This is a genomic window from Streptomyces sp. VNUA24 (assembly GCF_029167005.1).
Taxonomy (GTDB): domain Bacteria; phylum Actinomycetota; class Actinomycetes; order Streptomycetales; family Streptomycetaceae; genus Streptomyces; species Streptomyces scabiei.
Genome location: NZ_CP119143.1, coordinates 6,375,022 through 6,400,104, shown reverse-complemented (window position 1 = coordinate 6,400,104; position 25,083 = coordinate 6,375,022). Strand labels below are relative to the sequence as shown.

Here is a 25,083-nt window from a genome sequence, read left to right as displayed (position 1 = left end):
GCCCGGCCGCGGCCCACTCGCTTGGATGTCCCGGTCGGAGGCGGCGACGGCGGATGCGGGGCGGGTGGATGGCGCGGGGCGGCGGGCTGGGGCGGGAGTTCCGGTGGTTGTGGACGGCGTACACGGTCAGCGCGTTCGGTACGCGGCTGTCGTTCGACGCGTTCCCCCTGATCGCGGTGCTGGTCCTGCACGTCGGCCCGGCGCAGGTCTCCGCACTGGCGGCCGTCGGCCTCGCGGTGGGCGCGGCGGTGGCCGTGCCGCTCGGCCCCTGGGTGGAGTTCCGCCGCAAGCGCCCGGTGATGACGGCGATGGACCTGGTCCGCTGTGCGGCCCTGCTGACCGTCCCGGCCGCCTACGCCCTCGGCCTGCTCACCTTCTCCCAGCTCCTCCTGGTCTCCGTGGTCGTCGCCGTGGCCGACATCACCTTCACCGCGGCGAGCGGCGCCTTCCTGAAGTCCCTGGTCCCCGCGGAGCACCTCGTGGCCGCCAACGGCCGCTTCGAGGCCACGACCTGGACGACCACGATGCTCGGCCCGCCGCTCGGCGGCGCCGCCATGGGTCTCTTCGGGCCGGTCGTCACGCTGCTGATCGACGCCGGCAGCTATCTGCTCTCGGCGGCGGGCATCCGGGCGATCGGCGACAACGGCGATATCGGCGACATCAGCGACAAGGAACCGCGCCCGGCAGGCACCGCAGCGCCCGCACACGCCGCCGCACCCGCGGCGCCGGCAGCACCCTCAGCGCCCGCGCAGACCGTCGCACCCGCAGCACCCTCAGCACCCGCGACACCGGCGGCGCCCGCGGCGCCCGCGCACGCCGTCGTGCCCGCCGGTGGCTCCGGGCCCACGACGTCCGAGCCCCTCCGCAAGCCCGTCGTACCCACCCCGAAGCGCGCCCCCGCACCCCGTCTGCGCCCCGCCGACCTCCTCGACGGCTGGCGGTTCCTCCTCGCCGATCCCGTCCTGCGCCCCCTGTTCACCAACACCGTCCTGGTCAACGCGCTGATCATGGCGCCGGCCCCGCTGCTGCTGATCCTCATGGTCGGGGAACTCGGCTTCGCCCCCTGGCAGTACGGCCTCGCCTTCGCCGTCCCCTGCCTCGGTGGGCTGATCGGCTCCCGTCTCTCCCCCCGACTGGTCGCCCGGCACGGCACGGACCGGGTCCTGCGGGTCGCCGGAACCCTGCGGGCCTGCTGGCCGCTGGGCCTGGCCTTCGTCGGCAGCGGCCCGGCGGGGCTCGTCCTCGTCATGATCACCGAGTTCGGTCTGATCACCTGCATCAGCGTCTTCACCCCCGTGCTCGCCACCCAGCGCCTCACCCGGACCCCCTCGGACCGCGTCGCCCGCGTGCTGACCGCCTGGTCCGTCACCGGCAAACTCGTCACCGCCGCCACGACCGCCCTCTGGGGCCTCCTCGCCGCCCTCACCGGCCCCCGCACCGCGATCGCCGTCGGCGGCCTCCTCCTCCTGGCGACCCCGCTGCTCCTGTTCGCCCCGGCACGTCCACGACGGGCTTAGCCGATCATGGACCCCGTCCCGCACGTCCCCCTTGCCTAGAGCGCACTCCACCGTTTTGGCTGGACGGTCATGAAGTACACACAGCTCGGACGCACAGGTCTCAAGGTCAGCCGGCTGGTCCTCGGCACGATGAACTTCGGTCCGCAGACGGACGAAGCGGACAGTCACGCGATCATGGACGCCGCGCTGGACGCGGGCATCAACTTCTTCGACACGGCGAACGTGTACGGCTGGGGCGAGAACAAGGGCCGTACCGAGAGCATCATCGGCAACTGGTTCGCGAAGGGCGGCGACCGCCGCGACAAGGTGGTCCTCGCCACCAAGGTCTACGGCAACATGGCGGCCTCCGCCGACTCCTGGCCCAACCACGACAAGCTCTCCGCGCTGAACATCCGGCGGGCCGTGGACGCCAGCCTCAAGCGGCTGCAGACGGACCACATCGACGTCTACCAGTTCCACCACATCGACCGGGCCACCCCGTTCGACGAGATCTGGCAGGCCGTCGACGTGCTCGTCCAGCAGGGGAAGATCCTCTACGCGGGCTCGTCCAACTTCCCGGGCTACAAGATCGCCCAGGCGAACGAGACCGCCGCCCGCCGCGGCGGCACCATCGGCCTCGTCAGCGAGCAGTGCCTCTACAACCTCGCCGAGCGCCGCGCCGAGATGGAGGTCATCCCGGCCGCCCAGGAGTACGGGCTCGGGGTCATCCCCTGGTCGCCGCTGCACGGCGGACTGCTCGGCGGGGTCATCAAGAAGGAGGCCACGCAGGGCCGCCGCGCCTCCGGCCGCAGCGCCGACGCCCTCACCGACCCGGCCGTGCGCGGCCAGGTCCAGGCGTACGAGGACCTGCTCGACAAGCACGGCGTCGAACCCGGCGAGGCCGCCCTCGCCTGGCTGCTGACCCGGCCCGGCATCACGGGCCCGATCGTCGGCCCCCGTACGGCCGAGCAGCTCGGGTCGGCGATCCGCGCGAGCGAGCTGGACCTGAGCGAGGAGCTGCTGACCTCGCTGGACGAGATCTTCCCGGGCCCCGGCCCGTCCCCGGAGGCCTTCGCCTGGTGACCACCGGCGGCCGCCCGTAAGGGGCACGGGGAACCGCGCGACCGGCCCTCACGGCAGGGCGGGGGGCGAGGACGGTCCGCGGTTCCCCGACGGCCACCGGAATCAGGCGCTCACCTGCCGAGCGCCGCCGCGAGAGCGACCACCGCGAACATCAGCACAAGCACACCGGCCATGATCCGGTTACGGGTCTTCGGGTCCACCCCCCGAGCCTAACCGGCGGCCCGAACGGTCATCCGGCCGCCCCGAGCGGCCAGCGCCCCACCGCCTCGTACCGGGGCTGCTCCCCCGGCACCCCGGACGTCGGCAGGTTGCTGCGCACCAGGACGAGGTCGGGCACCGTCCACGTCCGCCCGGCGAAGGTGCCGAGGACGTCGACGTACGGGCGTACGTCGATGTCGCTCCGGCTGCGGGCCACGGTCAGATGGGGCGTGTACCGGCGGTGCTCCCCCATCGGCACCCCGGCCCTGCGCGCCGCCGCCTCCGCGCGGTCGGCCAGCAGCCGGAGCGCGTCGAGGTCTCCCTCGGCGCCCGCCCACAGCGCCCGCCCGTGCCCGAACTGCCCGCCGCCGCGCACCGCCAGCGGGAACGGCTCGCTCCGCCCCGCGGCCCGCTCCAGGCGGCGGGACAGCTCCTCCACGACGTCCTCCTGGACCTCCCCGTAGAAGGCGAGGGTGTAGTGCCAGCCGGGCGGTTCGGTCCAGCGCAACCGGTCCGCCCCGGCGAGACCCTTCAACTCCCCGACCAGAACCTCGAGTTCGTCGAGGACATCGGCGGGCGGCAGCACGGCGGCGAACAGCCGCACGGTACGCGTGGCACTCATGGGGCCACCTTCGCAGGTCTACGCCGCCGTCGTCACGGGAACGGCCCGCTCCTTGGGGACGACCCGCATCCTCGGGTGCCCCCGGTTCCACCCCATCGACAGCCGCAGTCCGCCGGCCCTGACGAGGACCAGGCCCACGGCGACGGCGGCGACGGTGGAGACGACGCCTCCGGCGACGAAGCCCGCGCGGGCGCCGTACGCGTCGGTGGCCCAGCCGGCGACCGGCGCGCCCAGCGGGGTGCCGCCGAGGAAGACCATCATGTAGAGGGCCATGACACGGCCGCGCATGACGGGGTCGGTGTTCATCTGGATCGCCGTGTTGGTGGTGACGTTCACCGTCAGGCCGAACATCCCGATCGGCACCATGAGCAGCGCGAACATCCAGTACGCCGGTGCCAGCGCGGCCACGATCTCCAGCAGGCCGAAGGCGAGCGCGCCCCCGATCAGCACCCGCAGCCGGGCGGTGCCGCGGCGGGCGGCGAGCAGGGCGCCGGCGACCGAGCCGACCGCCATGAGGGTGTTGAAGAGGCTGTACGAGCCGGCGCCCGAGTGGAACACGTCGTCCGCGTACGCCGACAGCCAGACGGGGAAGTTGAAGCCGAAGGTGCCGATGAAGCCGACCAGGACGATGGGCCAGAGCAGCTCGGGACGGCCGGCCACATAGCGCAGACCCTCGCGGAGCTGGCCCTTGGCGCGGGGCGCGCGCCGGACGGGGTGCAGCTCGCGGGTGCGCATCAGCAGCAGTCCGGCGATGGGGGCGACGAAGGAGAGGCCGTTGAAGAGGAAGGCCCAGCCCGAGCCGACGGTGGTGATCATCACGCCGGCGACGGCGGGGCCGACCAGCCGGGCCGACTGGAAGTTCGCCGAGTTGAGGCTGACCGCGTTCTGCAACTGGTCCGGTCCGACCAGCTCCGACACGAACGACTGCCGGGCCGGGTTGTCGACCACGGTGGCCATGCCCACGGCGAAGGCGGCCACGTACACGTGCCACACCTGGACCTGGCCGGAGAGCGTCAGCGCGGCGAGCGCGAGTCCCGTGACCGCCATCGACGTCTGGGTCAGGAACAGCAGCCGACGCTTGGGGAACCGGTCGACCAGCACACCGCCGTACAGCCCGAACAGCAGCATCGGCAGGAACTGCAGCGCCATCGTCACACCGACGGCCGTGGACGAACCGGCCAGGCTCAGCACCAGCCAGTCCTGGGCGATCCGCTGCATCCAGGTGCCGACGTTCGAGACGACCTGTCCGACGAAGAACAGCCGGTAGTTGCGCACCCGCAGCGACCGGAACATGGACGCGCGCTCACGGGCAGCGGGGACCTGCGGGGCGGCCGGGGTGTCCGGCGCGGCGGCGGGCGGGGAGTCGGTGGGGGTCACTGGCGGGGCGGTGGCGTCCGCCGGGGTCGCGGGCGGCCCCTCGGGGAGCGCCTCGGGGGCGGTGGGGCGGGTCTGCGGGCCGGCGGTATCCGGCGGTGCCTCCCGCACCTCGTGCGGGGGCGGGGTGGTGTGGGGGGTCGGTGGCGCGGGGACGGAAGCTGCTCCGGGGCCCGTACTCAAAGGGTTCGCCTCCTTGGGTGGAACGCGTGCGTGTCGTGCGGTTGCGTCAGCCTCACGACTCCTGTTCTGTCTGCTCTGGCCTCTTACGCCCTCTTCCAGGTGATTCTGTGCACTTCCGTCTCCTTGTGCCTGCCGGTTCCGGGGCCCGCCCATGCCCGCGCCCCGGCGGCGCGCGGGCCGCCGTCCGGGGCGCACCGGTGGCCGGGCGGGCGTGCGCCCCGGCCGGGGCGCGCCCGGCGGCCGGGCGGCGGGTCAGAGGTGGGCGAGCTTCTCCAGGACCGGCGCGGCCGCGCGCAGCTTCTCCCATTCGTCCTGGTCGAGGCCCTCGACCAGGGAGGAGAGGAACGCGTTGCGCTTGCGGCGGCTCTCCTCCAGCATCGCCTCGGCCCGCTCGGTCTGGGTGACCACCTTCTGCCGCCGGTCCTCGGGGTGCGGCTCCAGTTTCACGAGGCCCTTGCTCTCCAGCAGGGCGACGATCCGGGTCATCGACGGCGGCTGCACATGCTCCTTGCGGGCCAGCTCACCGGGGGTGGCCGTACCGCAGCGGGCGAGGGTGCCGAGCACCGACATCTCGGTCGGGCTCAGCGACTCGTCGACCCGCTGGTGCTTGAGCCGACGGGACAGGCGCATCACGGCGGAACGGAGGGCGTTCACAGCGGCCTCGTCGTCGCCATGGTTCAGGTCAGGCATGTTCTTTAGCATAACTCATTACTCTCGCTAAAGACCACCGGAACTCCACAGCCGTGCCCGTGAGGCCCACCACTCATGCCCGTTCGGGGCCCCTCGTCACTCATATGAGTGACTAGTAAGCGGAACGTGACACCAGAGGCGGTGGATACACGACTCTTGTACACATGGGGACCACTGTGCTCAGCCTGCGGATAGACGGGGAGCTGCTCGACCGGCTCCGGACCCACGCGGCGAAAAGGGGAATGAGCGTCCAGGACTATGTGATCGGGACGCTCATCCGGGACGACTTCGACGAGCGGTTCCAGACCGCCGTGGAGGAGACGGAGAAGTTCTACGGGGTGAGGTGAGGCAGCCGGGCGCCGCTCACGTCAGCCCCAGCGCCGGCATCAGGTAGTAGAAGCCGAAGACCGCCGCCACCACGTACATCGCCACCGGGACCTCACGCCCACGGCCGGCGGCCAGACGCAGTACGACGAAGGTGATGAAGCCCATGCCGATGCCGTTGGTGATCGAGTAGGTGAACGGCATCATCACCATCGTCACAAAGGCCGGGATCGCGAGGGTGTAGTCGGCCCAGTCGATCTCGCGGACCGAGTTCGCGAGGATCAGGAAACCGACCGCGAGCAGGGCCGGGGTGGCCGCCTGGGAGGGCACCATCGTGGCGACGGGGGTCAGGAACAGCGCGACGGCGAACAGCGCACCGGTGACCAGGTTCGCGAACCCGGTGCGCGCACCCTCACCCACACCGGCCGTCGACTCCACGAAACAGGTCGTGGCGGACGAGGAGCTGGCGCCGCCGGCGGCCACGGCGATGCCGTCGACGAAGAGCACCTTGTTGATGCCGGGCAGCTGGCCGTCCGCGTCCGTCAGCCTGGCCTCGTCGCCGACGCCCATGATCGTGCCCATCGCGTCGAAGAAGCACGACAGCAGGACCGTGAAGACGAAGAGGACACCGGTCAGCACGCCGACCTTCGAGAACCCCCCGAAGAGGCTGACCTGGCCGATCAGTCCGAAGTCGGGGCTCGCGACCGGGTTGCCGGGCCACTTCGGCGTCGTCAGCCCCCAGGCGCCCTCGGGCAGGTCGGCGGCGGCCTGGACGACGACCGCGAGCAGCGTCATCGCGACGATCGAGATCAGGATCGCGCCCGGCACCTTGCGCACGATCAGCGCGAGCGTCAGCAGCGCGCCGAGGACGAAGACCAGCACCGGCCAGCCGTCGAGGTGCCCGGTGGCACCCAGCTGGAGCGGCACGGTCGTGTGGGCGGCGTCCGGGATACGGGTGACGAAGCCGGAGTCGACCAGCCCGATCAGCATGATGAACAGACCGATACCGATGGAGATGCCCTTGCGCAGGCCCAGCGGCACGGCGTTCATGACCCGCTCCCGCAGCCCCGTGGCCACCAGCAGCATCACGACGAAACCGGCCAGGACGACCATGCCCATCGCGTCCGGCCACGACATGCGCGGCGCGAGCTGCAGCGCGACGACCGTGTTCACGCCGAGGCCCGCCGCCAGGGCGATCGGCACGTTGCCGATGACACCCATGAGGAGCGTGGTGAAGGCGGCGGTGACGGCGGTCGCGGTGACCAGCTGGCCGTAGTCCAGCTGGTGACCGTACATGTCCTTCGCGCTGCTCAGGATGATCGGGTTCAGCACGATGATGTACGCCATCGCGAAGAAGGTGGCGAAACCGCCCCGGATCTCGCGTGACAGCGTGCTGCCGCGCTCGGTGATCCGGAAGTGGCGGTCGAACACGCCGAGGGTGCTGCTCTGCGGGGACATGCGGAACCTCATCCCCAACAGGGCAGTCCAGCGCTGTTGGAGTTTTCTACGAACAGAAGCGGTCAGACAGAAACCGTTTCAGTATGAACATATAATTCAGCTCTCGCCATCTCCGCGCGTAGACCCGTCCGCCTCGTAAGCTGTGCCCCATGGCGAAGTGGACCCCCAAGCACGAGGCACCGGCGCCCCTGGAGGGGCCCATCGTGCCGACCATCATCGGCGGCACGATTGTGTGGCTCGTCCTCTTCGTCGTCCAGCTCCCCTTCTACGGCTGGTACGAGGACCACGGTCACACCTGGTGGATCTGGACGTGCCTCGCGGGCGGCGGCCTGGGGTTCATCGGCATCTACTACGTCCGCCGACGGGACGCCGCGATCAAGCGGGACGCGGCACGGAAGGCCGAGGAGGAGGCCACCGGGCCCGGGACGACGGCGCCCGAGGCGGCGGAACCCGGGACTGCTGGGCCCGAGACCGCTGGACCGGAGACCGCTGGACCCGAGACCGCGGAGCCCGAGACCGCGGAGCCCTCGAAGACCGGAACCGAGGCGGCCGGGAGCCGGGCGGCCGGCTCCGAGGACGACGACGTGACCGCGCGGCCGGCCACCGGCTGAACGACGACGTGCCCGCGCGGCCCGCCCCCAACTGAGCCGGGCCGGAGCCGGGGCTGCAGCCCCGAGAACCGGCCGGTCGGCAGCCCCGGCGCGGCGCCCCGCGGCCGGAAACGTACGCCTCCGGCGCCCTGACGGACGCCCACGCCCACGCCACCCCGAGGCGGCCGGGAGACACCCCCGGGTGACGACAGCGGGGCCCGCCGGGGGCGCCCCCGGGTGACGACAGCGGGCCGAGGACCACACCACCTCCCGGACACCGGCAGCCCGCACCCCCACCCGACGGACGACACACGAGCCCGGCAGCACGACAGACGCGCCCGTCACCCCGAGCGGTCCGGGCGACAGTCTCGGGGTGACGACAGCGGAGCCGAGAAAGCACAGCCCCCGGACACCCGGCGGCCCCCCACCCCCACGCGGCCCCGCCCCACCCCCCACACATCCCGTACGACCCCGGCGGCACGGCGGCGTCCGGTCCTCCTCCCCAGGTCGGATCTTTGGCCCACTCGGCGGGTGAAGGCCCAAATCCGCACGTACCGTCGAAGGCATGACGCACATCGACGCGGGTACCGAACTCGATCCTGTGCACCCCACCGCCGCCCCGGCCCACCCGGGGCGGGCGCGTGGTCTGACGGCCGCCGAGGTGGCCGGCCGGGTCGCCCGCGGCGAGGTGAACGACGTACCCGTGCGGAGCAGCCGCTCCCTGGTGGACATCGTCCGCGCGAACGTCTTCACCCGGTTCAACGCGATCATCGGCGTCCTCTGGGTGATCATGCTGTTCGTCGCGCCCATCCAGGACAGCCTGTTCGGCTTCGTGATCCTGGCCAACACCGGCATCGGCATCGTCCAGGAGTGGCGGGCGAAGAAGACCCTCGACTCCCTCGCGGTGATCGGCGAGGCGAAACCCACGGTCCGGCGGGACGGGGTCGCCGCGCCGGTCGGGACCTCCGAGATCGTCCTCGGGGACCTCATCGAGATCGGCCCCGGCGACAAGATCGTCGTGGACGGCGAGTGCGTCGAGACCGACGGGCTGGAGATCGACGAGTCGCTGCTCACCGGAGAGGCCGACCCCGTCGTCAAGCAGCCCGGCGACCCGGTGATGTCGGGCAGTTTCGTGGTCGCCGGCGGAGGGGCCTTCACCGCGACCAAGGTGGGCCGGGAGGCCTACGCCGCCCAGCTCGCGGAGGAGGCGAGCCGCTTCACCCTGGTCCACTCCGAACTGCGCTCCGGCATCTCCACCATCCTCAAGTACGTCACCTGGATGATGATCCCGACCGCGATCGGCCTGGTCGTCAGCCAGCTGATCGTGAAGGAGAACGACTTCAAGGACTCCGTCGCCCGCACGGTCGGCGGCATCGTCCCGATGGTCCCCGAGGGCCTGGTGCTCCTGACCTCGGTCGCCTTCGCGATCGGGGTGATCCGTCTCGGCCGCAAGCAGTGCCTGGTGCAGGAACTGCCGGCGATAGAGGGCCTGGCGCGCGTCGACACCGTCTGCCTGGACAAGACCGGCACCCTCACCGAGGGCGGCATGGACGTCACGGAACTCCGCCTCCTGAACGGCGCCGACGAGGCGTACGTCCGCACGGTGCTCGGCGCGCTCGGGGAGTCCGACCCCCGCCCGAACGCCTCCCTCCGGGCCGTCATCGACGCCTGCCCGGACAGCGGCGGCCGGCGCTGCACCGAGTCCCTGCCGTTCTCCTCCGCCCGCAAGTACAGCGGCGCGTCCTTCGGCGAGCGCGACGGCGGGTCCAGCACCTGGCTGCTGGGCGCCCCCGACGTCCTGCTCCCCGACGGCGACCCGGCCCTCACCGAGACCGACCGGCTCAACGAGCAGGGGCTGCGTGTCCTGCTGCTGGCCCGGGTGACCCGCGCACTCGACGACCCCGAGGTCGCCCGGGACGCCCGCCCGACCGCCCTCGTCGTCCTCGAACAGCGGCTGCGCCCCGACGCCGCCGACACCCTGCGCTACTTCGAGGAGCAGAACGTACGGGCGAAGGTCATCTCCGGCGACAACGCGGTGTCGGTCGGCGCGGTGGCCGGGAAACTGGGCCTGACCGGCGAGGTCGTCGACGCCCGGCGGCTGCCCGGCGAACGCGACGGCATGGCGGACGCCCTCGACTCCGGCACGGTCTTCGGCCGGGTCACCCCGCAGCAGAAGCGGGACATGGTCGGCGCGCTGCAGTCCCACGGCCACACGGTCGCGATGACCGGCGACGGCGTGAACGACGTGCTGGCCCTCAAGGACGCCGACATCGGTGTGGCGATGGGCTCCGGCTCGGAGGCGACCAGGGCCGTCGCCCAGATCGTCCTGCTGAACAACAGCTTCGCCACCCTGCCGTCGGTGGTCGCGGAGGGCCGCCGGGTCATCGGCAACATCACGCGGGTGGCGACCCTGTTCCTCGTCAAGACGGTGTACTCGGTGCTCCTCGCCGTCCTCGTCGTCTGCTGGCAGGTGGAGTACCCCTTCCTCCCCCGCCATCTGACGCTGCTCTCGACCCTGACGATCGGCGTCCCGGCGTTCTTCCTTGCCCTGGCCCCCAACAAGGAGCGCGCGCGACCCCACTTCGTGCGGCGGGTGATGCGGTACTCGATCCCCGGCGGTGTGCTGGCCGCCGTCGCCACCTTCGTCACGTATCTGATCGCCCGGCATCACTACACGGGCGAGGGCGCGTTGGAGGCCGAGACCAGCGCGGCCACCCTCACGCTCTTCCTGATCTCCCTGTGGGTGCTGGCCATCATCGCCCGCCCGTACACCTGGTGGCGTCTGGGCCTGGTCGCCGCGATGGGCGGATGCTTCCTGGTGGTCCTCGTCGTCCCCTCGCTCCAGGACTTCTTCGCCCTGCGGCTGGTCGGGGCGACCATGCCGTGGATCGCGGTCGCCGTCGCGGCCGGGGCGTCGGCCCTGCTGGAGTTCCTGTGGAGGTGGGTGGACCGCCGCTTCCCCGCGTAGGGCGCGCAGCGGAGCCGTAGGGCACACACGCGCGCCGTAGGGCGTACGCCCGCGCCGGAACCCGGACGACCCCGGCCGGCGTCCTCTTCCTCCGAGCGGCCTCGACGAGGCCGCGCCGTCGCGTCACCGGCACCCACGGCACCGGGAGGCGGCGCAGGGAGGGGAGCAGCAGCGCATGAACCCGTACCAGTCGGTGGAGTTCCACGCCCCGTGCGGACACCGGATCTCGGCTCCGGCCGACCGGGTCGGGCAGGACGTCCGCTGCCCGCACTGCCACCAGGTGGCCCGGGTCCCGTCGGCCGACGTCCCCTACGCCTCGGCGGTGCCGCTGCCCGCCGGAGCCGCCGAACCGGCGGCGCTGACCGCGCTCTACGTCACCGCGCTGATCGGCGGGCTCCTCGGCGCGGGTCTCGTCTACTTCGTCATGTTCGACGAGTTCTCCGAGACCGAGCTGGTCTCGATCACCCCGCTGTGGTTCTTCCCCATCGTCTTCGGCCTGTACGGCTTCGCCTCGCAGCGGCTGCTGCGCCGCATCGCGACGGGCCGCGCCAGGGACCTCAAGGAGGCCGCCGGCATGTCGATCGACGTGGCCGGTTACTGGGCGGCCCTGGTGCTCTTCCCGTTCCTGGTGCTGAAGTGGCGCAGTTCCCTGCTGGTGTCGCTGGCGGCGGCGCTGTTCTGGGCCGTGCTGCTGTGGCTGTTCTTCTTGCTGCTCTTCCCGAGCCTGTGACGGCGCGGGAAACCCGGCACGGCAGCCTCCGGCAGCACGGCCCGTCCCCTGTCATGTCACCGCGCGGGGCCTACTTCACGTCGACGTAGTCGGCCGTCGCGCCGACCGGCGCCGTCGTGGTCACCCCGGCGTAGCTGAAGCGCCAGTACCCGTCGTACGTGGCGGTGCCGGTGGCCTTCACGTTGCCGGAGGCGTCCGAGTACACGGTTTTGACGGTGGTGTACGTGCTGCTGCCCGCCTTGCGGAACTGCAGCTTGACCGGCTGCTTGGCGAAGGGCTTGTAGGTGTGGCTCTGCCAGTCGGCGCGGGTGAGCCGGCCCGTCGCGGTGACGGTCCCGCCCTTCTTCACCGGCTCCGGACCGGCGTTGACGGTGAGCTTCGCGAGCCGCTGCACGAGGGTGGAGGCCAGTCCGCCCTGCTCCTTGTAGCCGATCTTGCTGTAGTCGAGCTTGTCGTTCGAGGGGTCCTGGCCGTTGAAGGCGACGGCGTCGGCGCCCGCCTTCCAGGTCCCGGCCTGCGAGTTGAGCAGGTCGCCCTCGCCCGGGCGGATGGTGATGGTGCCCTTGCAGCTCGCCGTCGTCGACGTGGTGACCTTGCAGGTGGCGAAGTCGTCGCCGAAGAGCTGCGGGGTGTCGTCGTCGCCGAAGGTGCCCCGGTAGAGGAAGGGTTCGGTGACGAAGTCCTTCGCGGTGATGTTCACGCCGGAGCCGTGCTTCAGGGTGAACGAGACCGGCGTGTCGACGGTGCCGCCGATGCCGACCTTGACGGACTTCGCGATCTTGAAGTTCGAGAAGCTGACGTCGAGGGTGTACGGGTTGCCGCTCATCGCCGTCGAACCGGCGGCGTGCGCGGCCGGTATCCCGAGGGCGGAAAAGGCCAGGGCGCCGACGACGGCGGCCACGGTGGCTCTGGTGCGCATGTGTTCCCCACGTGGAAAATGAGTGATCCAGGGCCTTGTGGCCCGGACGATCTGAACACGCGTTCCCGCGCCCGCATTCGTCCCGGACCCGAATTTGGCCTGGCCATACGCACTCTTGGACGACGTATACGAATCGTTTGGCACGTCTCTTACGGAATTCCGCGGACTCTTACGGGAGTCGGGGTCATTCCTTACGGAAAGGCGCTCCGGTACGGAGAAGGCCGGGCGCCCGAAAAAAGGGGCGCCGGCCGTCGCCCTGACGGCTGGTGGGCACCCGGGGCGCCGAGGGCCGTGGGTCCGTCGACCGGCGCGCGCCACGACGGAGGGGGCGCCCCGGCGGAACCGGGACGCCCCCTCGCTGTCGCTGTCTGCTCGACGTCGCCGCTTACTTGACGTCGATGGCGTCGGCCGCCGAGGTCACGGCCGCCGTGCCGGAGCTGCCCGCGAAGGTGAAGCGGTAGGCACCGTCGGCGGACGCCTTGACGGTGGTCTTCAGGGCGCCCGTGGAGGACGACTTGACCGTCTTGACGTCCGTGTAGGTGGACGTGCCGCTCTTCTTGAACTGCAGCTTCACGGACTGGCCGCCGTACGCCGGGAACTTCTCGGTGTCCCAGTTGGCGCGGGTCAGCTTGCTCGTGACCGTGATGGTGCTGCCCTTCTTGACCGGCTCCGGAGAGGCGTTGGCGCCGGTGAGCTTCGTCTGGCGCTGGATCTTGAAGGTCTTGGCCGGGTCCTTCTTGGCGTTGTCGTCGTCGTTGGCCCAAGCGAAGATCCAGGCCTTCCAGGTGCCGGCGACGGAGTTGATCAGGTTCTTCTGCGTCTCGACGGTGAAGCTCGCCTTGCAGGACGCCGTCGTCGCGCTGACCTCGGTGCAGGTGGCGCGGCTGTCGGAGTTGCCGTTGGCCACCGCGCCGCTGTCGGCGGTGTCCAGGGTCGCGCCGTGGTAGAGGACCACGGTGACGTCGTCGAGGTCGATGCCCGCGTTGTCCGACGCCTTGAAGGTGACCGTGACGGTCTTCTTGCCGGTGCCGACGACGACCGGCTTGCCGCCGTTGACCACGACGTTGGAGATCGTCGTGTCGCCGGCGGTCGGAGCGGCCTGCGCGGCCGGGGCGACGAAGGCGGACAGGGCCAGGGCGCCGATGGCGGCACCCACGATCGCACGCTTGTGCAAGGTATTCCCCACGTGGAAGGGGTCTCGCGGACGGTTCCGTCGCGCGAGGCCCGGTTCAGGTCTGTCGAGCCGGCCGGGTTCCGGGAGTCGTGTGACGCCCGGGACTCCTGAGAAAGCCGTCGGCTCGGGTGATCAGATCCACGAGGCAGGGGAATGGTTGTACGAGTTTCGCGCATCCGATGCGAATGTGTCCCGGATCACAGTGAACCTCGCGCCACCCCCGGCGCAACCGGGCGGAACCGCCAGGTCGCAGGGGTTCAGACGCGCTCCAGCGGTCGGTGCGGCCCGGCGGGAAGCTCCACGGCGATCCCGTCACCGGGGCGGACGACACCACCCTGCCGGACGACCCCCATGATCCCGGACTTGAAGGTGAACTCCCCGGTCGAGGCGTCGAGCGCGAAGACCTCCTTCAGCAGCCCCTTGCGGAACGTGTTGATCTGGTCGCACGGGTTGCGCAGCCCCGTGACCTCGACGACCGCCTCGTCGCCGAGGCGCAGCAGCGCGCCCGTCGGCAGTCCCAGCAGGTCGACCCCGCGCGTGGAGACGTTCTCACCGAGCTGACCGGCCGCGACCGTGAAGCCCTTCGCGGCCAGCTCGTCGAACAGTTCCTCGTGCATGAGGTGCACCTGACGCAGATTGGGCGCGTCCGGCTCGTAGGTCATACGGAACCGGTGCTTCACGGTCTTCCCCGCATGGACGTCGCCCTCGACGCCGAGCCCGGTGAGCAGCGTGATGCTCGTCCGGTTCGGCTTGCTGAAGGAGTACGTCCCGTTCGCGCTCACCGCCGTGACCCGCGCCGTCATCGTGTGTCCGCCCTCATCGTGTGTCCGCCTCTCAGCCATGTGTCCGCCGCTCGACGGTGTGTCCGCCCCTCAGTCGAACCAGCGGTCCCGTGCCAGTTCCGCCGTCCTCGACGGGTCTTCGAGCAGGGCGGCCACCTCGAAGCGGCGCGGCCACTGGCCCGCCGCCCAGGCGAGCCCCGCGGCGACGCCCTCCAGGGTGGCGGCGTGCAGAACGCCGTCGCGGGTGCGGCGCCAGTCCAGCTCCACGCCGTCGACGAGCAGTTCCTCGTGCTCCACGTACGAGGCGGGGGTCGCCGGGCCGAGCAGGACCCGCACCGCCTCCGGGACGTCGTGTTCCGTGCCCTCGGAGTCCACCTCGCCCGTCACCGACTCGCTGAGCCGCCGCACCTGGAACAGCTCGGCCAGCTCCCCGGCCCGCGACGGCCGTACGGGAAGCAGGGGTGTCCCGGCGGTGAAGGGCAGCAGGTCGGGGGAGTCGACGACGACGGCGTCGGCCGCGTCCACGACGGTCACCTCGCCGTCCACCACCGCGCGCAGCTCGTCCGGCAGGGTCACCTGGTCGGGGTCGAGGTCCGCCAGCGCGCCGTACAGACCGTGGAGTTGGGCGGCGGACACCGGGAGGTCCGGGTCGGCCAGCCGGTCCAGCAGCTCGGCGGCGCCGCCCGGCTCGTCCAGCAGCGCGGCCACCGAGGTGCGCACGCCCAGCGCCCGCAGGACCTGCTCGTCGTCGAAGCCGGTGGCGTCGGCCTCGTCGTACAGGCCGCGCAGCAGCGGGTCGCCGCCGGCCGCGAGGAGACCGGCGGGGCGGCGGCCGTCGAGGACCGGGTGCCCGCGCAGCCACCAGGCCGTGTAGGGGCGGACGACCTCGTGGGTGCCGTCGGGGAGCAGCACGCGGACCGGCTGGACGAGGGCGTCGCGCAGCGGCGGCTGCGCGAGCAGCGCGAGCGCCTCCGGCCAGCGGTCCTCGTCGACGAGGTCCAGGTCGCGCACGGCCACGATCTCCGTCGCGACCGGCGGCACGGGGCTGTCCGGGAAACGGTCGAGGACGTCCTCGGACCACACGTCCACCGCGTCCAGCAGTCCGGCGTCGTCGGGTTCGGCGAAGTCCCCGTCGCGCGGCTCCAGTTCGTCCGGGTCGAGGACGACGTCGGTGGCGCGGACGAGGGCGAAGGTGGCGAGGACTCCACAGGCCGCCAGGGGCTGTTCGCCCCAGCGGTCGGCCAGTTCGGCGTCCACGAGGGCGAGTTCGTCCTCGCGCATGACCCGGGCGAAGGGGCTGCCGGGGAGGACGAGTTCACCGGCGGGAGCCAGTTCGCCGTCCTCGTCGGGCAGGGCGAGGGCGCCGAGCCAGGGTTCGTCGCCGGGTTCGAGCGCGGCGTCCCGGGCCAGGGCGAGGACGAGGTCGGCGAGTTCGTCGGCGTCCGGCCGTCCGTCCTCCTCGTCCCAGACCCCGCCGTCGTCGTCCAGGGACGCGGCGACGGCGGCCCTGACCTGCGGGGTGGTGAGCACGGCGCGCGGGGTCGCGGGCAGGGCGCCCAGCTTCTCCAGCAGCGGATGCGCGGCGTCCGGGTGGGCGACCTTCAGCCCGAGACGGGCCAGGGTCTCGGGGCGGGCCGCCTGCGGGCCGTCGGGGGCCGGGAGGAGGATCTGCCGCGGCCCGATGGTGGTCCGCCCGTCCGCGAGCGGGACGGGAAGGCCGGACAGACGGTCCGGGTCCACGCCCGCGAGGCTGTCGTAGAGCCGCCGCCACCAGTCGGGCGCCTTCTCCAGGCCCGCGAGCCGGTCGATGACGTCCCCCAGCGGCAGGCGCGCGACGCCCAGCGTGCGCAGCTCCGCGCGCCGTTCGAGCCCGGCGGGCAGCAGGCTCGGCAGGACGTCGGCGAGCACCCGCACGGTCTCCGCGCCGGCGCCCTCGACGACCTCGGCGTCCCGGGGGCGCAGGGCGGCGGTCCACCCCTCCAGCCCGTCCGGTTCGTCGTCCGGCTCGGGCGTCACCGCGCGCGGCAGGAACGCGGTGCGCGGCAGCCGCTCCAGGATCGCCCGGCGCAGCGCGCCGTCCAGCTCGCCCTTGCCCAGCGGGCCGGGCACCAGGTCGATGATCCCCTCGGCCACCGGCTCCCAGGCGGCCAGCAGCCCCGCGTACGCGTCCGCCGCGCGCTCCACCAGGAAGTCGGTCAGCGGACCGGGCGCCGCGTGCCGCCGGGTCGTGTCCAGGGGGAAGGAGGCGATGAGCAGCGCGGGCACGCCGAGGGCCTCGTCACTGGGGGTGGGCGCGTGCACGACGGGGCTGGTGCGCGGGCGTACCGGCGCGCCGTCGGGCCCGGTCGGCACGGCCCAGGTGACGGACCAGTGCGGCCGCAGCCGCTCCTCGACGGGCCGGTCGGCGAGCAGCGCGGCGTCGAGCGCCCCGTGCTCGGCGGCCGTGCGCCAGCGCGTGACCCCGTCCCGCGAGTCCTCGACGACGACGTGCGCCCCCTCCACGCTCCGCCGCACCGTCCGCACCTCGTCGGCGCCGATCTCGATGACGACCTCGTCGAGACCGGGCAGGGCGAGGAGCAGCGCGTCGTCGACCGCGTGCAGCAGCCGCTCGGCGAGGTCGGCGGCGGCGGTGTCGCGCAGCGGCAGGATGACGACGGTGTCGTACGACTCCGGGGCGCTCCCCTCGGCCGCGAACGGCAGCCGCAGCAGCGGCACATGACCGTCCCGGCGGCGGATCTCGTCCCCGAGGCCCGGGCTGTGCCGGGCGGTCTCGGCGGCCAGCAGCCGCGCCTCGGCCAGCGACCAGCGGATACCGCCGTGCCGTCCGACGACGGCGGGCTCGTCGGTGACGGCGAGCACGGCGGCGAAACCGACGCCGAAACGGCCCACGGCACCGTCGTGGCCCTGCGCATCCCGCTTCGCGGACGCGCGGAGCGTGGACAGCGACTCCACACCGCCCGCGTCGAGGGGGGCGCCGGTGTTGGCGGCGACGAGGACGCCGTCGCGGAGCGTCAGCCGCAGCCGGCCGGGCACCTTGGCCCGCGCGGCCGCGTCGGCGGCGTTCTGCGCCAACTCCACGACGAGGCGGTCGCGGTAGCCGCCGAGGACGAGATCCTCCTCGGCGTTGGCGTCCTCACGGAACCGGGCCGGACTGGTGGCCCAGGCGTCGAGCACGCCCCGGCGCAGCCGAGCCGTCCCGAACGGGTCCGCACCCTCGGCCGCCGGCCGCACGAACTTGCTCACGGTTCACTTCTCCCTGTCGCCTGGTGTCCACGAAGGTACCGCGTCGCTGCGCCGGCCCGGCCGTGCGCTCAGGGGGGTGGGGGGTAGCTGGTACGTGGGCGGGTGCGGGTGGGTGGGGGCTGGTCGCGCAGTTCCCCGCGCCCCTGAAAAGCCGGGGCTGCGCCCCGTGCTTTTCAGGCCCGCGGAACCTGTGCTTTCAGGCCCGCAGGGCCTGGCTTTTAGGGGCGCGGGGAACTGCGCGAGAAGCCCCACCGGAGCCGCACCCGCCGACGAAACCCGCACCCCCGAGCTGTGAGGCGCCCTTCGAGAAGGCCCTATGAATGCCCCAGATCCGCCTCGGACTCGGCCTCCTCCGAACCCACCGGCACCGACCCGGAATCCGCCGACGGCCGCAGCGGGAAGGGGTCCACGCGGGTCTCGTCCAGCCGCGGCGGAGCCGGCCGCGGCGGCGCGGGCATGACCGCCGCCTCCGAGTGCCCCCCGCAGCCGTACGTCAGGGACACCATGCGCCCGTCCGCCGGAGCGAACTCGTTCGCGCACACCCCGAAGGCCTGCCCCAGGGAACCGCCGATCGCGACGAGGAACCCGCAGCTCACGCACGCCGCCGGCGCGGCCTGCGCCATCGCCGTCTTCGCCCCGAACCCTTCCTCCCAGCGGTCCGCGGCCGTGTGCAGCCCGTACCGGGACAGCACCCGGGCGCGCCGCATGCCCAGTTCCTCGGCGACGGCGGCGATCGATCCGCGGGTCGGCGCGAGCGGCAGGTTCGCCGGGACCCCGGCGGTGACCTCGGCGTCCTCCGCCTCCACCAGCTCGGCCATGTCGTGCGAGACGGGCGAGTTCGGCAAGGGCTCGTCCTCGCCGGAGTACCCGGGCTCCAGGCGCAGGTCCTCGGCGTCCGTGGGCAGCAGGTCGCCGGGGCCCATGTCGCCGGGACGGAGCCGCTCGCTCCACGGCACCCACTCCGGCGCGAGCAGCGCGTCGGGGCCCGGGAGCAGGACGACCTCGTCCAGCGTCACGAACTTCGCGCGTGAGGCGCGGGCGACGGTGACGGCCCAGCGCCAGCCTCGGTAGCCCATCTCCTTGCACTCGAAGAAGTGCGTCACGACCCGGTCGCCCTCGGACACGAGCCCCGCGTGCTCGCCGACCACGCCTGGTGCGGCGGCCTCCTCGGCGGCGGAGCGGGCGAGGTCGACGGCCTCGGCACACAGACGGTCGGGGGTGCGGCTTCGCGTTGTCGCTGCGCTCACAGGTATCGCTTCTCTCCTACGCCGTCTCACGAGTGCGCCTCCCTCGGCGGGGGGTGCGGACGGAGCGGACCAGGGGGCCGCGTCGACGTCCGCGCCCGATCGCACTCGGGCGCACCTATGTCATCCATTCTGCGGGATGAACGAGAGGCGCGCGGCCGAGAACAACCGCCGCAGGCGCGCTATGCACGCTACCTTCTCCGAGGCTCTGCGCCCACACCGACGTAGCGGTTCCACGAATCCGCTGCGCTGGGCCCGGGCGGGGAGGGGTGCGTCGGGGGCTCTGTGGGCGCCCCCGGCAGTTGGCAGAAAACCACCGGGCAGGCTGCGGATACCCGGAGGTCGCAGCCCGTCCGCGGGCCGGTGGGGCTTCTCGCGCAGTTCCCCGCGCCCCTGAAAGCCCAGGCCCCTGCGGGCCTGAAAGCCCAGGGCCCCGCGGGCCCGGAAGGCGGCCGGTGTCGGCGCTGAAATCCGTGGGCGCAGCCCCGGCTTTTCAGGGGCGCGGGGAACTGCGCGATCAACCCCCACGACCCGCAGACACACAACCGACCCCACCACCCCGACACCGGCCCACCAGAAAATCTCAGGCCGGCACCCCAGGGGCGCGGGGAACTGCGCGACCAGCCCCCACCCGCCCGCAGACAGACAACCCACCCCGCCGACTCACCCCGCCGACCCGCCGCGCCGGGGACCGGCCGTCGTAGGGGACCGGCCGTCGCCGGGGACCGGCCGTCGTAGGAGACCGGCCGTCGTCGGGGCCATCCGAGCGGTAGGCGCACTACGGTCCCCCTTCTCGGGGCACTATGACGAGGTGACCGGCGCCGAGCGGAGCGGAGCGCGCGGATCGGGCCGGGTGACCGGCGCCGTCCGCTCGGTCGGCCGCGCCCTGCACCTGCCGTTCACCGGCCCCGCCCGCGGCATCCGCAAGGCCACCCACGCCCACGGCGCCGGCGAGTCCGGCCTCGGCAAACTCATCGAACTGCACGGAGTGAACGGCGCGGGCGACGTGATGATCACCGTCTCCCTCGCCTCCACCGTGTTCTTCTCCGTCCCCACCGACGAGGCCCGCGGCCGGGTCGCCCTCTACCTCGCCATCACCCTCGCCCCCTTCGCCCTCCTCGCCCCCGTCGTCGGCCCCCTGCTGGACCGCCTCCCGCACGGCCGCCGCGCCGCGATGGCCGGCGCCATGCTGGCCCGCGCCCTCCTCGCCCTCCTCCTCGTCGGCGCCGTCGAGACCGGCAGCCTCCAGCTCTACCCCGCCGCCCTGGGCGTCCTGGTCGCGTCGAAGGCGTACGGGGTGGTCCGCAGCGCGGTCGTCCCCCGCCTCCTCCCGCCCCGGTTCTCCCTGGTGAAGGCCAACTCCCGGGTCACCCTCTGCGGCCTGCTGGCCACCGGCGTCGCCGCGCCCATCGGCGCCGGGCTGCAGGCCCTCGGCCCGCGCTGGCCGCTCTACGGCGCCTTCGTGATCTTCGTCGCGGGTACGTTCCTCTCCTTCACGCTCCCCGCGAAGGTCGACTCCGCCAAGGGCGAGGACCGGGCCCTGCTCGCGGCCGATCCCGAGCACCTGCACGGCCCGCACCGCAGCGAGACACTGAAACGGCCGGGCCTCAGGACCGTCGGCCCGGCGGTCACCCACGCCCTGGCCGCCAACGCCGCGCTGCGCGGCCTCTCCGGGTTCCTGATCTTCTTCCTGGCGTTCCTGCTGCGCATCCACCCCCTGCACGGACAGAGCGCCGCCGTCTCCCTGGGCATGGTGGCCGTGGCGGCCGGCACCGGAAACGCCCTGGGCACCGCCGTGGGGGCCTGGGCGAAGCAGCGGTCGCCGGAGCTGATCATCGTCACCGTCGTCGCCGTCGAACTCGGTGTGGCGATCACGGCGGCCCTGTTCTTCAGCGCGTTCTTCATCGCCTGCCTCGCCGCCGTCGCCGGTTTCTCGCAAGCCCTGTCGAAACTGTGCCTGGACGCCCTGATCCAGCGCGACGTCCCCGAACTCGTCCGCACCTCCGCCTTCGCCCGCTCCGAGACCCTGCTGCAGATGGCCTGGGTGGTCGGCGGCGCCATCGGTATCGCCCTCCCCCTCAACGGCACCCTCGGCATGGCCATGGCCGCCGCGATCGTCGCCGCGGGCTGGCTCACCACCGTGCGCGGCCTGCTCTCCTCCGCCCGCCACGGCGGCGCCCCCCGCGCCCGCGTGGCCTGACCGATTCCCCGGCCGGCCCGGCACGCCGTACCCCACGTAGGGGCACCCCCGGACGGGCCAGATAGCCTTCGCCCATGACCTTCCCGCGTTCCCGTCGCGCCGCAGCCACTCTCGGCGCCGTTTCCGCCGGACTTCTCGTCCTGTCGGCCTGCGATGAGCCGACGCCGATGGCCACCGTCACGATCGGCACCGAGTCGATCAGCGCCGAGGCCGAGTGCTACCGGACCCTCGACGTCGCCCAGGCCAAGGAGTGCGCGGAGGAGAAGCCCTCGAAGTCGATCGAACTGCCGGAGGGCAAGGCCCTGCGCATCGGCGTCGACCCGGAGGTGGCGAAGACGGGCTGGGCCCTGTGGATCAACGGGGAGCAGGCCACCAGCGACACGTTCGACAAGACGTACTGGTCCTTCGAGAACCCGGGCCTCTTCGCCACCCAGCCCGGCCAGCCCGCCCAGAAGTCGCTGACGATCAGCATCGTCGAGCAGAACGCCTCGGGCTCGGCGATCAAGGGCGTGTGGAACTTCAAGCTCACGAACCCGGACGCCTGATCCCCTGCCGCCGCCGATGCGCATCCTCGTAGCCACCGCCGTCCCGGCCGAACGGGACGCGGTGGCACGGGCGCTCCCGGGCCCCGCCACCGAGGTACGCATCCCGGCGGGCACCCTCCACCGCTTCCACGGCACCCCGCACGAGCACGACCTCCTCGCCGCCGGTGTGGGCCCCGCCCTCGCCGCCGCCTCCACCGCCGCCGCGCTGACCGCGGCGGCCCTGGCGGGCAGGCCGTACGGGCTGGTCGTGTCCGCCGGTATCGCGGGCGGCTTCCCGCCCGACGCGCCCCTCGGCGCGCTCGTCCTCGCCGACGAGATCACGGCGGCCGACCTGGGCGCCGAGACCCCGGACGGCTTCGTCCCGGTCACCGACCTCGGCTTCGGCGCCGTCACCCACCACCCGCCGCGCGACCTCGTGCGCGCCGCCGCGACCGCCGCCGGCGCCCGCACCGGCACCGTGCTCACCGTCTCCACGGTCACCGGCAGCGCCGAGCGCGCGGCCGCCCTGCGGGCCCGGCACCCGCGCGCACTGGCCGAGGCGATGGAGGGCTTCGGGGTCGCCGAGGCCGCCGCCGCCCACAGCACACCCGTCCTCGAACTGCGCGCCGTCTCCAACCCCGTGGGCCCGCGCGACCGCGCCGCCTGGCGCATCGGCGACGCGCTGACCGCACTCACCGCGGCCTACGGGAAGCTCACGCCCGTACTGGAGAGTTGGGACCCCCATGAGCCCTACGCGTCACATGAGCCCCACGAGCACCACGCCCCCTCCGACGCCCACGAGCACTGAGGCGGCGCCCGTGAACCCCGCCACCACCCCCGCCGGGACGACCGCGCTGCGCATGGCGTACTCGCCCTGCCCCAACGACACCTTCGTCTTCGACGCCTGGGCGCACGGCCGGATTCCCGGCGCGCCCGCGCTCGACGTGACGTTCGCGGACATCGACATCACCAACGGCATGGCCGAGCGCGGTGAACTCGACGTGCTGAAGGTGTCCTACGCCGTGCTGCCGTACGTCCTCGACGAGTACGCGCTGCTGCCCTGCGGCGGGGCGCTCGGACGGGGCTGCGGCCCGCTGGTGCTGACGCGGGAGCCGGGCACGGACCTCACCGGCCGTACGGTGGCCGTGCCGAGCGAGCGGTCGACCGCGTACCTCCTCTTCCGCCTCTGGGCGGCGGACACCCTGCCCGACGGGGTCGGCGAGATCGTCGTGCTGCCGTTCCACGAGATCATGCCCGCCGTGCGCGACGGCAGGGTCGACGCGGGACTCGTCATCCACGAGGCCCGCTTCACCTACCAGAACTACGGCCTCCACAAGCTGGCCGACATGGGCGAGCACTGGGAGGGGACGACCGGGCTGCCGATCCCGCTGGGCGCGATCATCGCGAAGCGCTCACTGGGCGCCGACGCCCTGACCGGGCTCGCCGACACGATCCGCGCCTCCGTCCGGGCGGCCTGGGACGACCCCGAGATCTCCCGCCCGTACGTCCTCGAACACGCCCAGGAGATGGACCCGGCCGTCGCCGACCAGCACATCGGCCTGTACGTCAACGAGTTCACGGCCGGCCTCGGCGAGGACGGCTACGCGGCCGTCAGAGGTCTGCTCACCCGCGCGGCGGCCGAGGGACTGGTACCGCCCCTCGGCCCGGACGCGCTCGAATTCCCTTAGGCGACCTGCTCGGTTGCCGACGCTAGACGTCCAACTGGTCGGCCACGGCGCGGAGAAGACCCGCGATCTTCCCGCCCGCGGCACGGTCGGGGTACCGGCCGCGCTCCAGCATGGGCGTGATGTTCTCCAGCAGCGTGGTCAGGTCCTGCACGATCGAGGCCAGTTCGTCGGGCTTCTTGCGCTGGGCGGCGGCGACCGAGGGGGCCGGCTCCAGGATCGTCACGGAGAGCGCCTGGTCACCGCGCTGACCGGCGACGACCCCGAACTCGACCTTCTGGCCGGGCTTCAGGGTGTCGACACCGGCGGGCAGTACGGAGGAGTGGACGAAGACGTCACCGCCGTCGTCACGGGAGAGAAAGCCGAAGCCCTTCTCACTGTTGAACCATTTGACCTTGCCAGTCGGCAAAGCACACGCTCCCTCGATCGCTCCCGGACTGGCCGGACACCCTTGATCTGCCGTTGCGACAGCCTACCGGGGGTCTCTCCACCCGAACACGCCTTAAAACGAGACTGAGCCCCTGCCCGTCTCGACAGATGCGCAACGTGGTGCAGGGAGTGTGAGGGGCCGTCCAATGTGCCGGTAGAGGGTACGTGGGGGGGGAGACTCCTGCAGCCTTGACGGGGTAGAGACCGGCGCGGGTGCGCTCAAGCTCAGCAAAGGCGACCTCATGGTGAAAGGAACTTTCCCTCACCCCTGGGCGAGCAGTTGCCGGTGAGAGTTCCCGTAGGAATGCGGAGAGCGATTCCGGCCTCCGGGTTCGGTCGCGGTCTTCGCGTGGTAACGGGGCCCCATCATCAGAATCCGGTCGAAGTCTGGAATTCCCTCGTCGGTCGGCGGGATCTGGGCAGGTCCCGGGATGCCCGGATCGGGGAGAAGAGCAGGATCAGTGCGGCGAGCGGGGTGCCGGCGACGACGCCTGCGGAGACGCTGAAGCCGCCTGCCAGAAGCAGGATCCCGGCCCCGTCGACGGTCAGCGGGATGACGGGATGACGGGATGAGCAGAGCAAGCAGGGGAAGTACCAGTTCGAACAGCAGTGTCGCGCGCGGGCCGTGCCGATCCGGTGAGCGACACGACGCGCGGCGAATGCCCCTGCCACGCCTCCGGCACTGGTAGCCGCGACGAGAACACCGACCGCCCCTGGGGCAGGCCGACGCTCCGGACCAGGAAGACCACCTGGATCGACTGGTATCCCATGAGCGCCAGATTGGAGGCGGCTCCGAAGAGTGTGAACGTGCGAAACCAAGGGTCGACGGCGATCAGTCGCAGGCCCTCGCGCACATCCACTTGGCGAACATCCCGTTCACCGCACCCGCCAACTGTGCGATCAGACCGCCGGAGCCGAGCCCGGCAATCTGCGCGGCGGACGCGCTGCCGTGCAGTTTGGCGTTGCCCTCGGGCTCCAGGAGGCAGGCGAGACAGGCGCTGTAGGCGGTCTGGAAGAACACCGCTGCCGTGCCTGTCAGCAGGGCGACGGTCAGCAGTGGTCCGATACTCAGCCAGCCGAACCATGCGGTGACCGGGACACTGGCGAAGAGCAAGAAGGAGACCGCGGCGGCGGCCAGCATGATCGGTCTGCGTCGCAGCCGGTCCA

The 25,083-nt window shown here is 72.3% G+C and carries 21 protein-coding genes; 10 read left to right on the top strand and 11 right to left on the bottom strand.

The window, feature by feature from the left end; translation table 11 throughout:
• Positions 1-68 precede the first annotated feature (68 nt).
• The gene (locus tag PYR72_RS27450; RefSeq protein ID WP_275460530.1) at positions 69-1,517 is read left to right on the top strand and encodes an MFS transporter; all 1,449 of its coding nucleotides are present in this window, start codon (positions 69-71) and stop codon (positions 1,515-1,517) included.
• 69 nt (positions 1,518-1,586) lie between these two features.
• The gene (locus tag PYR72_RS27445) at positions 1,587-2,579 is read left to right on the top strand and encodes an aldo/keto reductase (protein ID WP_275457779.1); all 993 of its coding nucleotides are present in this window, start codon (positions 1,587-1,589) and stop codon (positions 2,577-2,579) included.
• Between the two features lie 229 nt (positions 2,580-2,808).
• Here PYR72_RS27445 and thpR read toward each other — a convergent pair whose 3' ends face one another.
• From thpR to PYR72_RS27430, 3 genes are all read right to left on the bottom strand, one after another.
• Positions 2,809-3,381, bottom strand: coding sequence for an RNA 2',3'-cyclic phosphodiesterase (gene thpR, locus PYR72_RS27440; RefSeq protein ID WP_275460529.1), 573 nt, complete (start codon positions 3,379-3,381; stop codon positions 2,809-2,811).
• Positions 3,382-3,417: 36 nt separating this feature from the next.
• Positions 3,418-4,776, bottom strand: coding sequence for an MFS transporter (locus tag PYR72_RS27435; protein WP_275460528.1), 1,359 nt, complete (start codon positions 4,774-4,776; stop codon positions 3,418-3,420).
• 432 nt (positions 4,777-5,208) lie between these two features.
• The gene (locus tag PYR72_RS27430) at positions 5,209-5,646 is read right to left on the bottom strand and encodes a MarR family transcriptional regulator (RefSeq protein WP_275457778.1); all 438 of its coding nucleotides are present in this window, start codon (positions 5,644-5,646) and stop codon (positions 5,209-5,211) included.
• A 164-nt stretch (positions 5,647-5,810) separates the two neighbouring features.
• On the opposite strand from PYR72_RS27430, the gene PYR72_RS27425 reads away from it, so the two are divergent.
• The gene (locus tag PYR72_RS27425) at positions 5,811-5,993 is read left to right on the top strand and encodes a hypothetical protein (RefSeq protein WP_037722774.1); all 183 of its coding nucleotides are present in this window, start codon (positions 5,811-5,813) and stop codon (positions 5,991-5,993) included.
• 16 nt (positions 5,994-6,009) lie between these two features.
• Here the strand turns inward: PYR72_RS27425 and PYR72_RS27420 are convergent, their stop codons facing one another.
• Positions 6,010-7,428 (bottom strand): NCS2 family permease, encoded by a 1,419-nt coding sequence (locus PYR72_RS27420; protein WP_275457777.1) that lies wholly within the window; start codon positions 7,426-7,428, stop codon positions 6,010-6,012.
• 149 nt (positions 7,429-7,577) lie between these two features.
• On the opposite strand from PYR72_RS27420, the gene PYR72_RS27415 reads away from it, so the two are divergent.
• The 3 genes from PYR72_RS27415 to PYR72_RS27405 all read left to right on the top strand — a co-directional run bounded on the left by PYR72_RS27415 (position 7,578) and on the right by PYR72_RS27405 (position 11,716).
• Positions 7,578-8,039, top strand: coding sequence for a DUF2530 domain-containing protein (locus tag PYR72_RS27415; protein ID WP_275457776.1), 462 nt, complete (start codon positions 7,578-7,580; stop codon positions 8,037-8,039).
• Between the two features lie 544 nt (positions 8,040-8,583).
• Complete coding sequence (locus tag PYR72_RS27410) at positions 8,584-10,986, top strand: HAD-IC family P-type ATPase (RefSeq protein ID WP_275457775.1); 2,403 nt, start codon at positions 8,584-8,586, stop codon at positions 10,984-10,986.
• A gap of 175 nt (positions 10,987-11,161) precedes the next feature.
• Complete coding sequence (locus tag PYR72_RS27405; protein WP_275457774.1) at positions 11,162-11,716, top strand: hypothetical protein; 555 nt, start codon at positions 11,162-11,164, stop codon at positions 11,714-11,716.
• A 70-nt stretch (positions 11,717-11,786) separates the two neighbouring features.
• Here PYR72_RS27405 and PYR72_RS27400 read toward each other — a convergent pair whose 3' ends face one another.
• From PYR72_RS27400 to PYR72_RS27380, 5 genes are all read right to left on the bottom strand, one after another.
• Positions 11,787-12,635, bottom strand: coding sequence for a hypothetical protein (locus tag PYR72_RS27400; RefSeq protein ID WP_275457773.1), 849 nt, complete (start codon positions 12,633-12,635; stop codon positions 11,787-11,789).
• A 385-nt stretch (positions 12,636-13,020) separates the two neighbouring features.
• On the bottom strand, positions 13,021-13,791 hold the full coding sequence (locus PYR72_RS27395) for a calcium-binding protein (protein ID WP_275457772.1): 771 nt from the start codon (positions 13,789-13,791) through the stop codon (positions 13,021-13,023).
• A gap of 275 nt (positions 13,792-14,066) precedes the next feature.
• Entirely contained in the window at positions 14,067-14,612 is a 546-nt protein-coding gene (locus PYR72_RS27390) for an MOSC domain-containing protein (protein WP_037722784.1), read from the bottom strand.
• A 69-nt stretch (positions 14,613-14,681) separates the two neighbouring features.
• Positions 14,682-17,834, bottom strand: coding sequence for a molecular chaperone Hsp90 (locus PYR72_RS27385; RefSeq protein WP_275457771.1), 3,153 nt, complete (start codon positions 17,832-17,834; stop codon positions 14,682-14,684).
• Positions 17,835-18,148: 314 nt separating this feature from the next.
• Positions 18,149-19,081 carry a DUF3027 domain-containing protein gene (locus tag PYR72_RS27380; protein WP_275457770.1) on the bottom strand — a complete coding sequence of 311 codons (933 nt, stop codon included), beginning with the start codon at positions 19,079-19,081 and terminating at the stop codon, positions 18,149-18,151.
• 850 nt (positions 19,082-19,931) lie between these two features.
• On the opposite strand from PYR72_RS27380, the gene PYR72_RS27375 reads away from it, so the two are divergent.
• The 4 genes from PYR72_RS27375 to PYR72_RS27360 all read left to right on the top strand — a co-directional run bounded on the left by PYR72_RS27375 (position 19,932) and on the right by PYR72_RS27360 (position 23,490).
• Positions 19,932-21,278, top strand: coding sequence for an MFS transporter (locus tag PYR72_RS27375; protein WP_275460527.1), 1,347 nt, complete (start codon positions 19,932-19,934; stop codon positions 21,276-21,278).
• A gap of 74 nt (positions 21,279-21,352) precedes the next feature.
• Positions 21,353-21,823, top strand: coding sequence for a hypothetical protein (locus PYR72_RS27370; RefSeq protein ID WP_275457769.1), 471 nt, complete (start codon positions 21,353-21,355; stop codon positions 21,821-21,823).
• Positions 21,824-21,839: 16 nt separating this feature from the next.
• On the top strand, positions 21,840-22,610 hold the full coding sequence (locus PYR72_RS27365; RefSeq protein WP_275457768.1) for a futalosine hydrolase: 771 nt from the start codon (positions 21,840-21,842) through the stop codon (positions 22,608-22,610).
• A gap of 52 nt (positions 22,611-22,662) precedes the next feature.
• The gene (locus PYR72_RS27360) at positions 22,663-23,490 is read left to right on the top strand and encodes a 1,4-dihydroxy-6-naphthoate synthase (protein ID WP_275460526.1); all 828 of its coding nucleotides are present in this window, start codon (positions 22,663-22,665) and stop codon (positions 23,488-23,490) included.
• Between the two features lie 22 nt (positions 23,491-23,512).
• Here PYR72_RS27360 and PYR72_RS27355 read toward each other — a convergent pair whose 3' ends face one another.
• Both PYR72_RS27355 and PYR72_RS27350 read right to left on the bottom strand, forming a co-directional pair.
• Positions 23,513-23,896, bottom strand: coding sequence for a cold-shock protein (locus PYR72_RS27355; RefSeq protein WP_005486266.1), 384 nt, complete (start codon positions 23,894-23,896; stop codon positions 23,513-23,515).
• A gap of 852 nt (positions 23,897-24,748) precedes the next feature.
• On the bottom strand, positions 24,749-25,057 hold the full coding sequence (locus tag PYR72_RS27350; protein ID WP_275457767.1) for a hypothetical protein: 309 nt from the start codon (positions 25,055-25,057) through the stop codon (positions 24,749-24,751).
• Between the last annotated feature and the right edge of the window lie 26 nt (positions 25,058-25,083).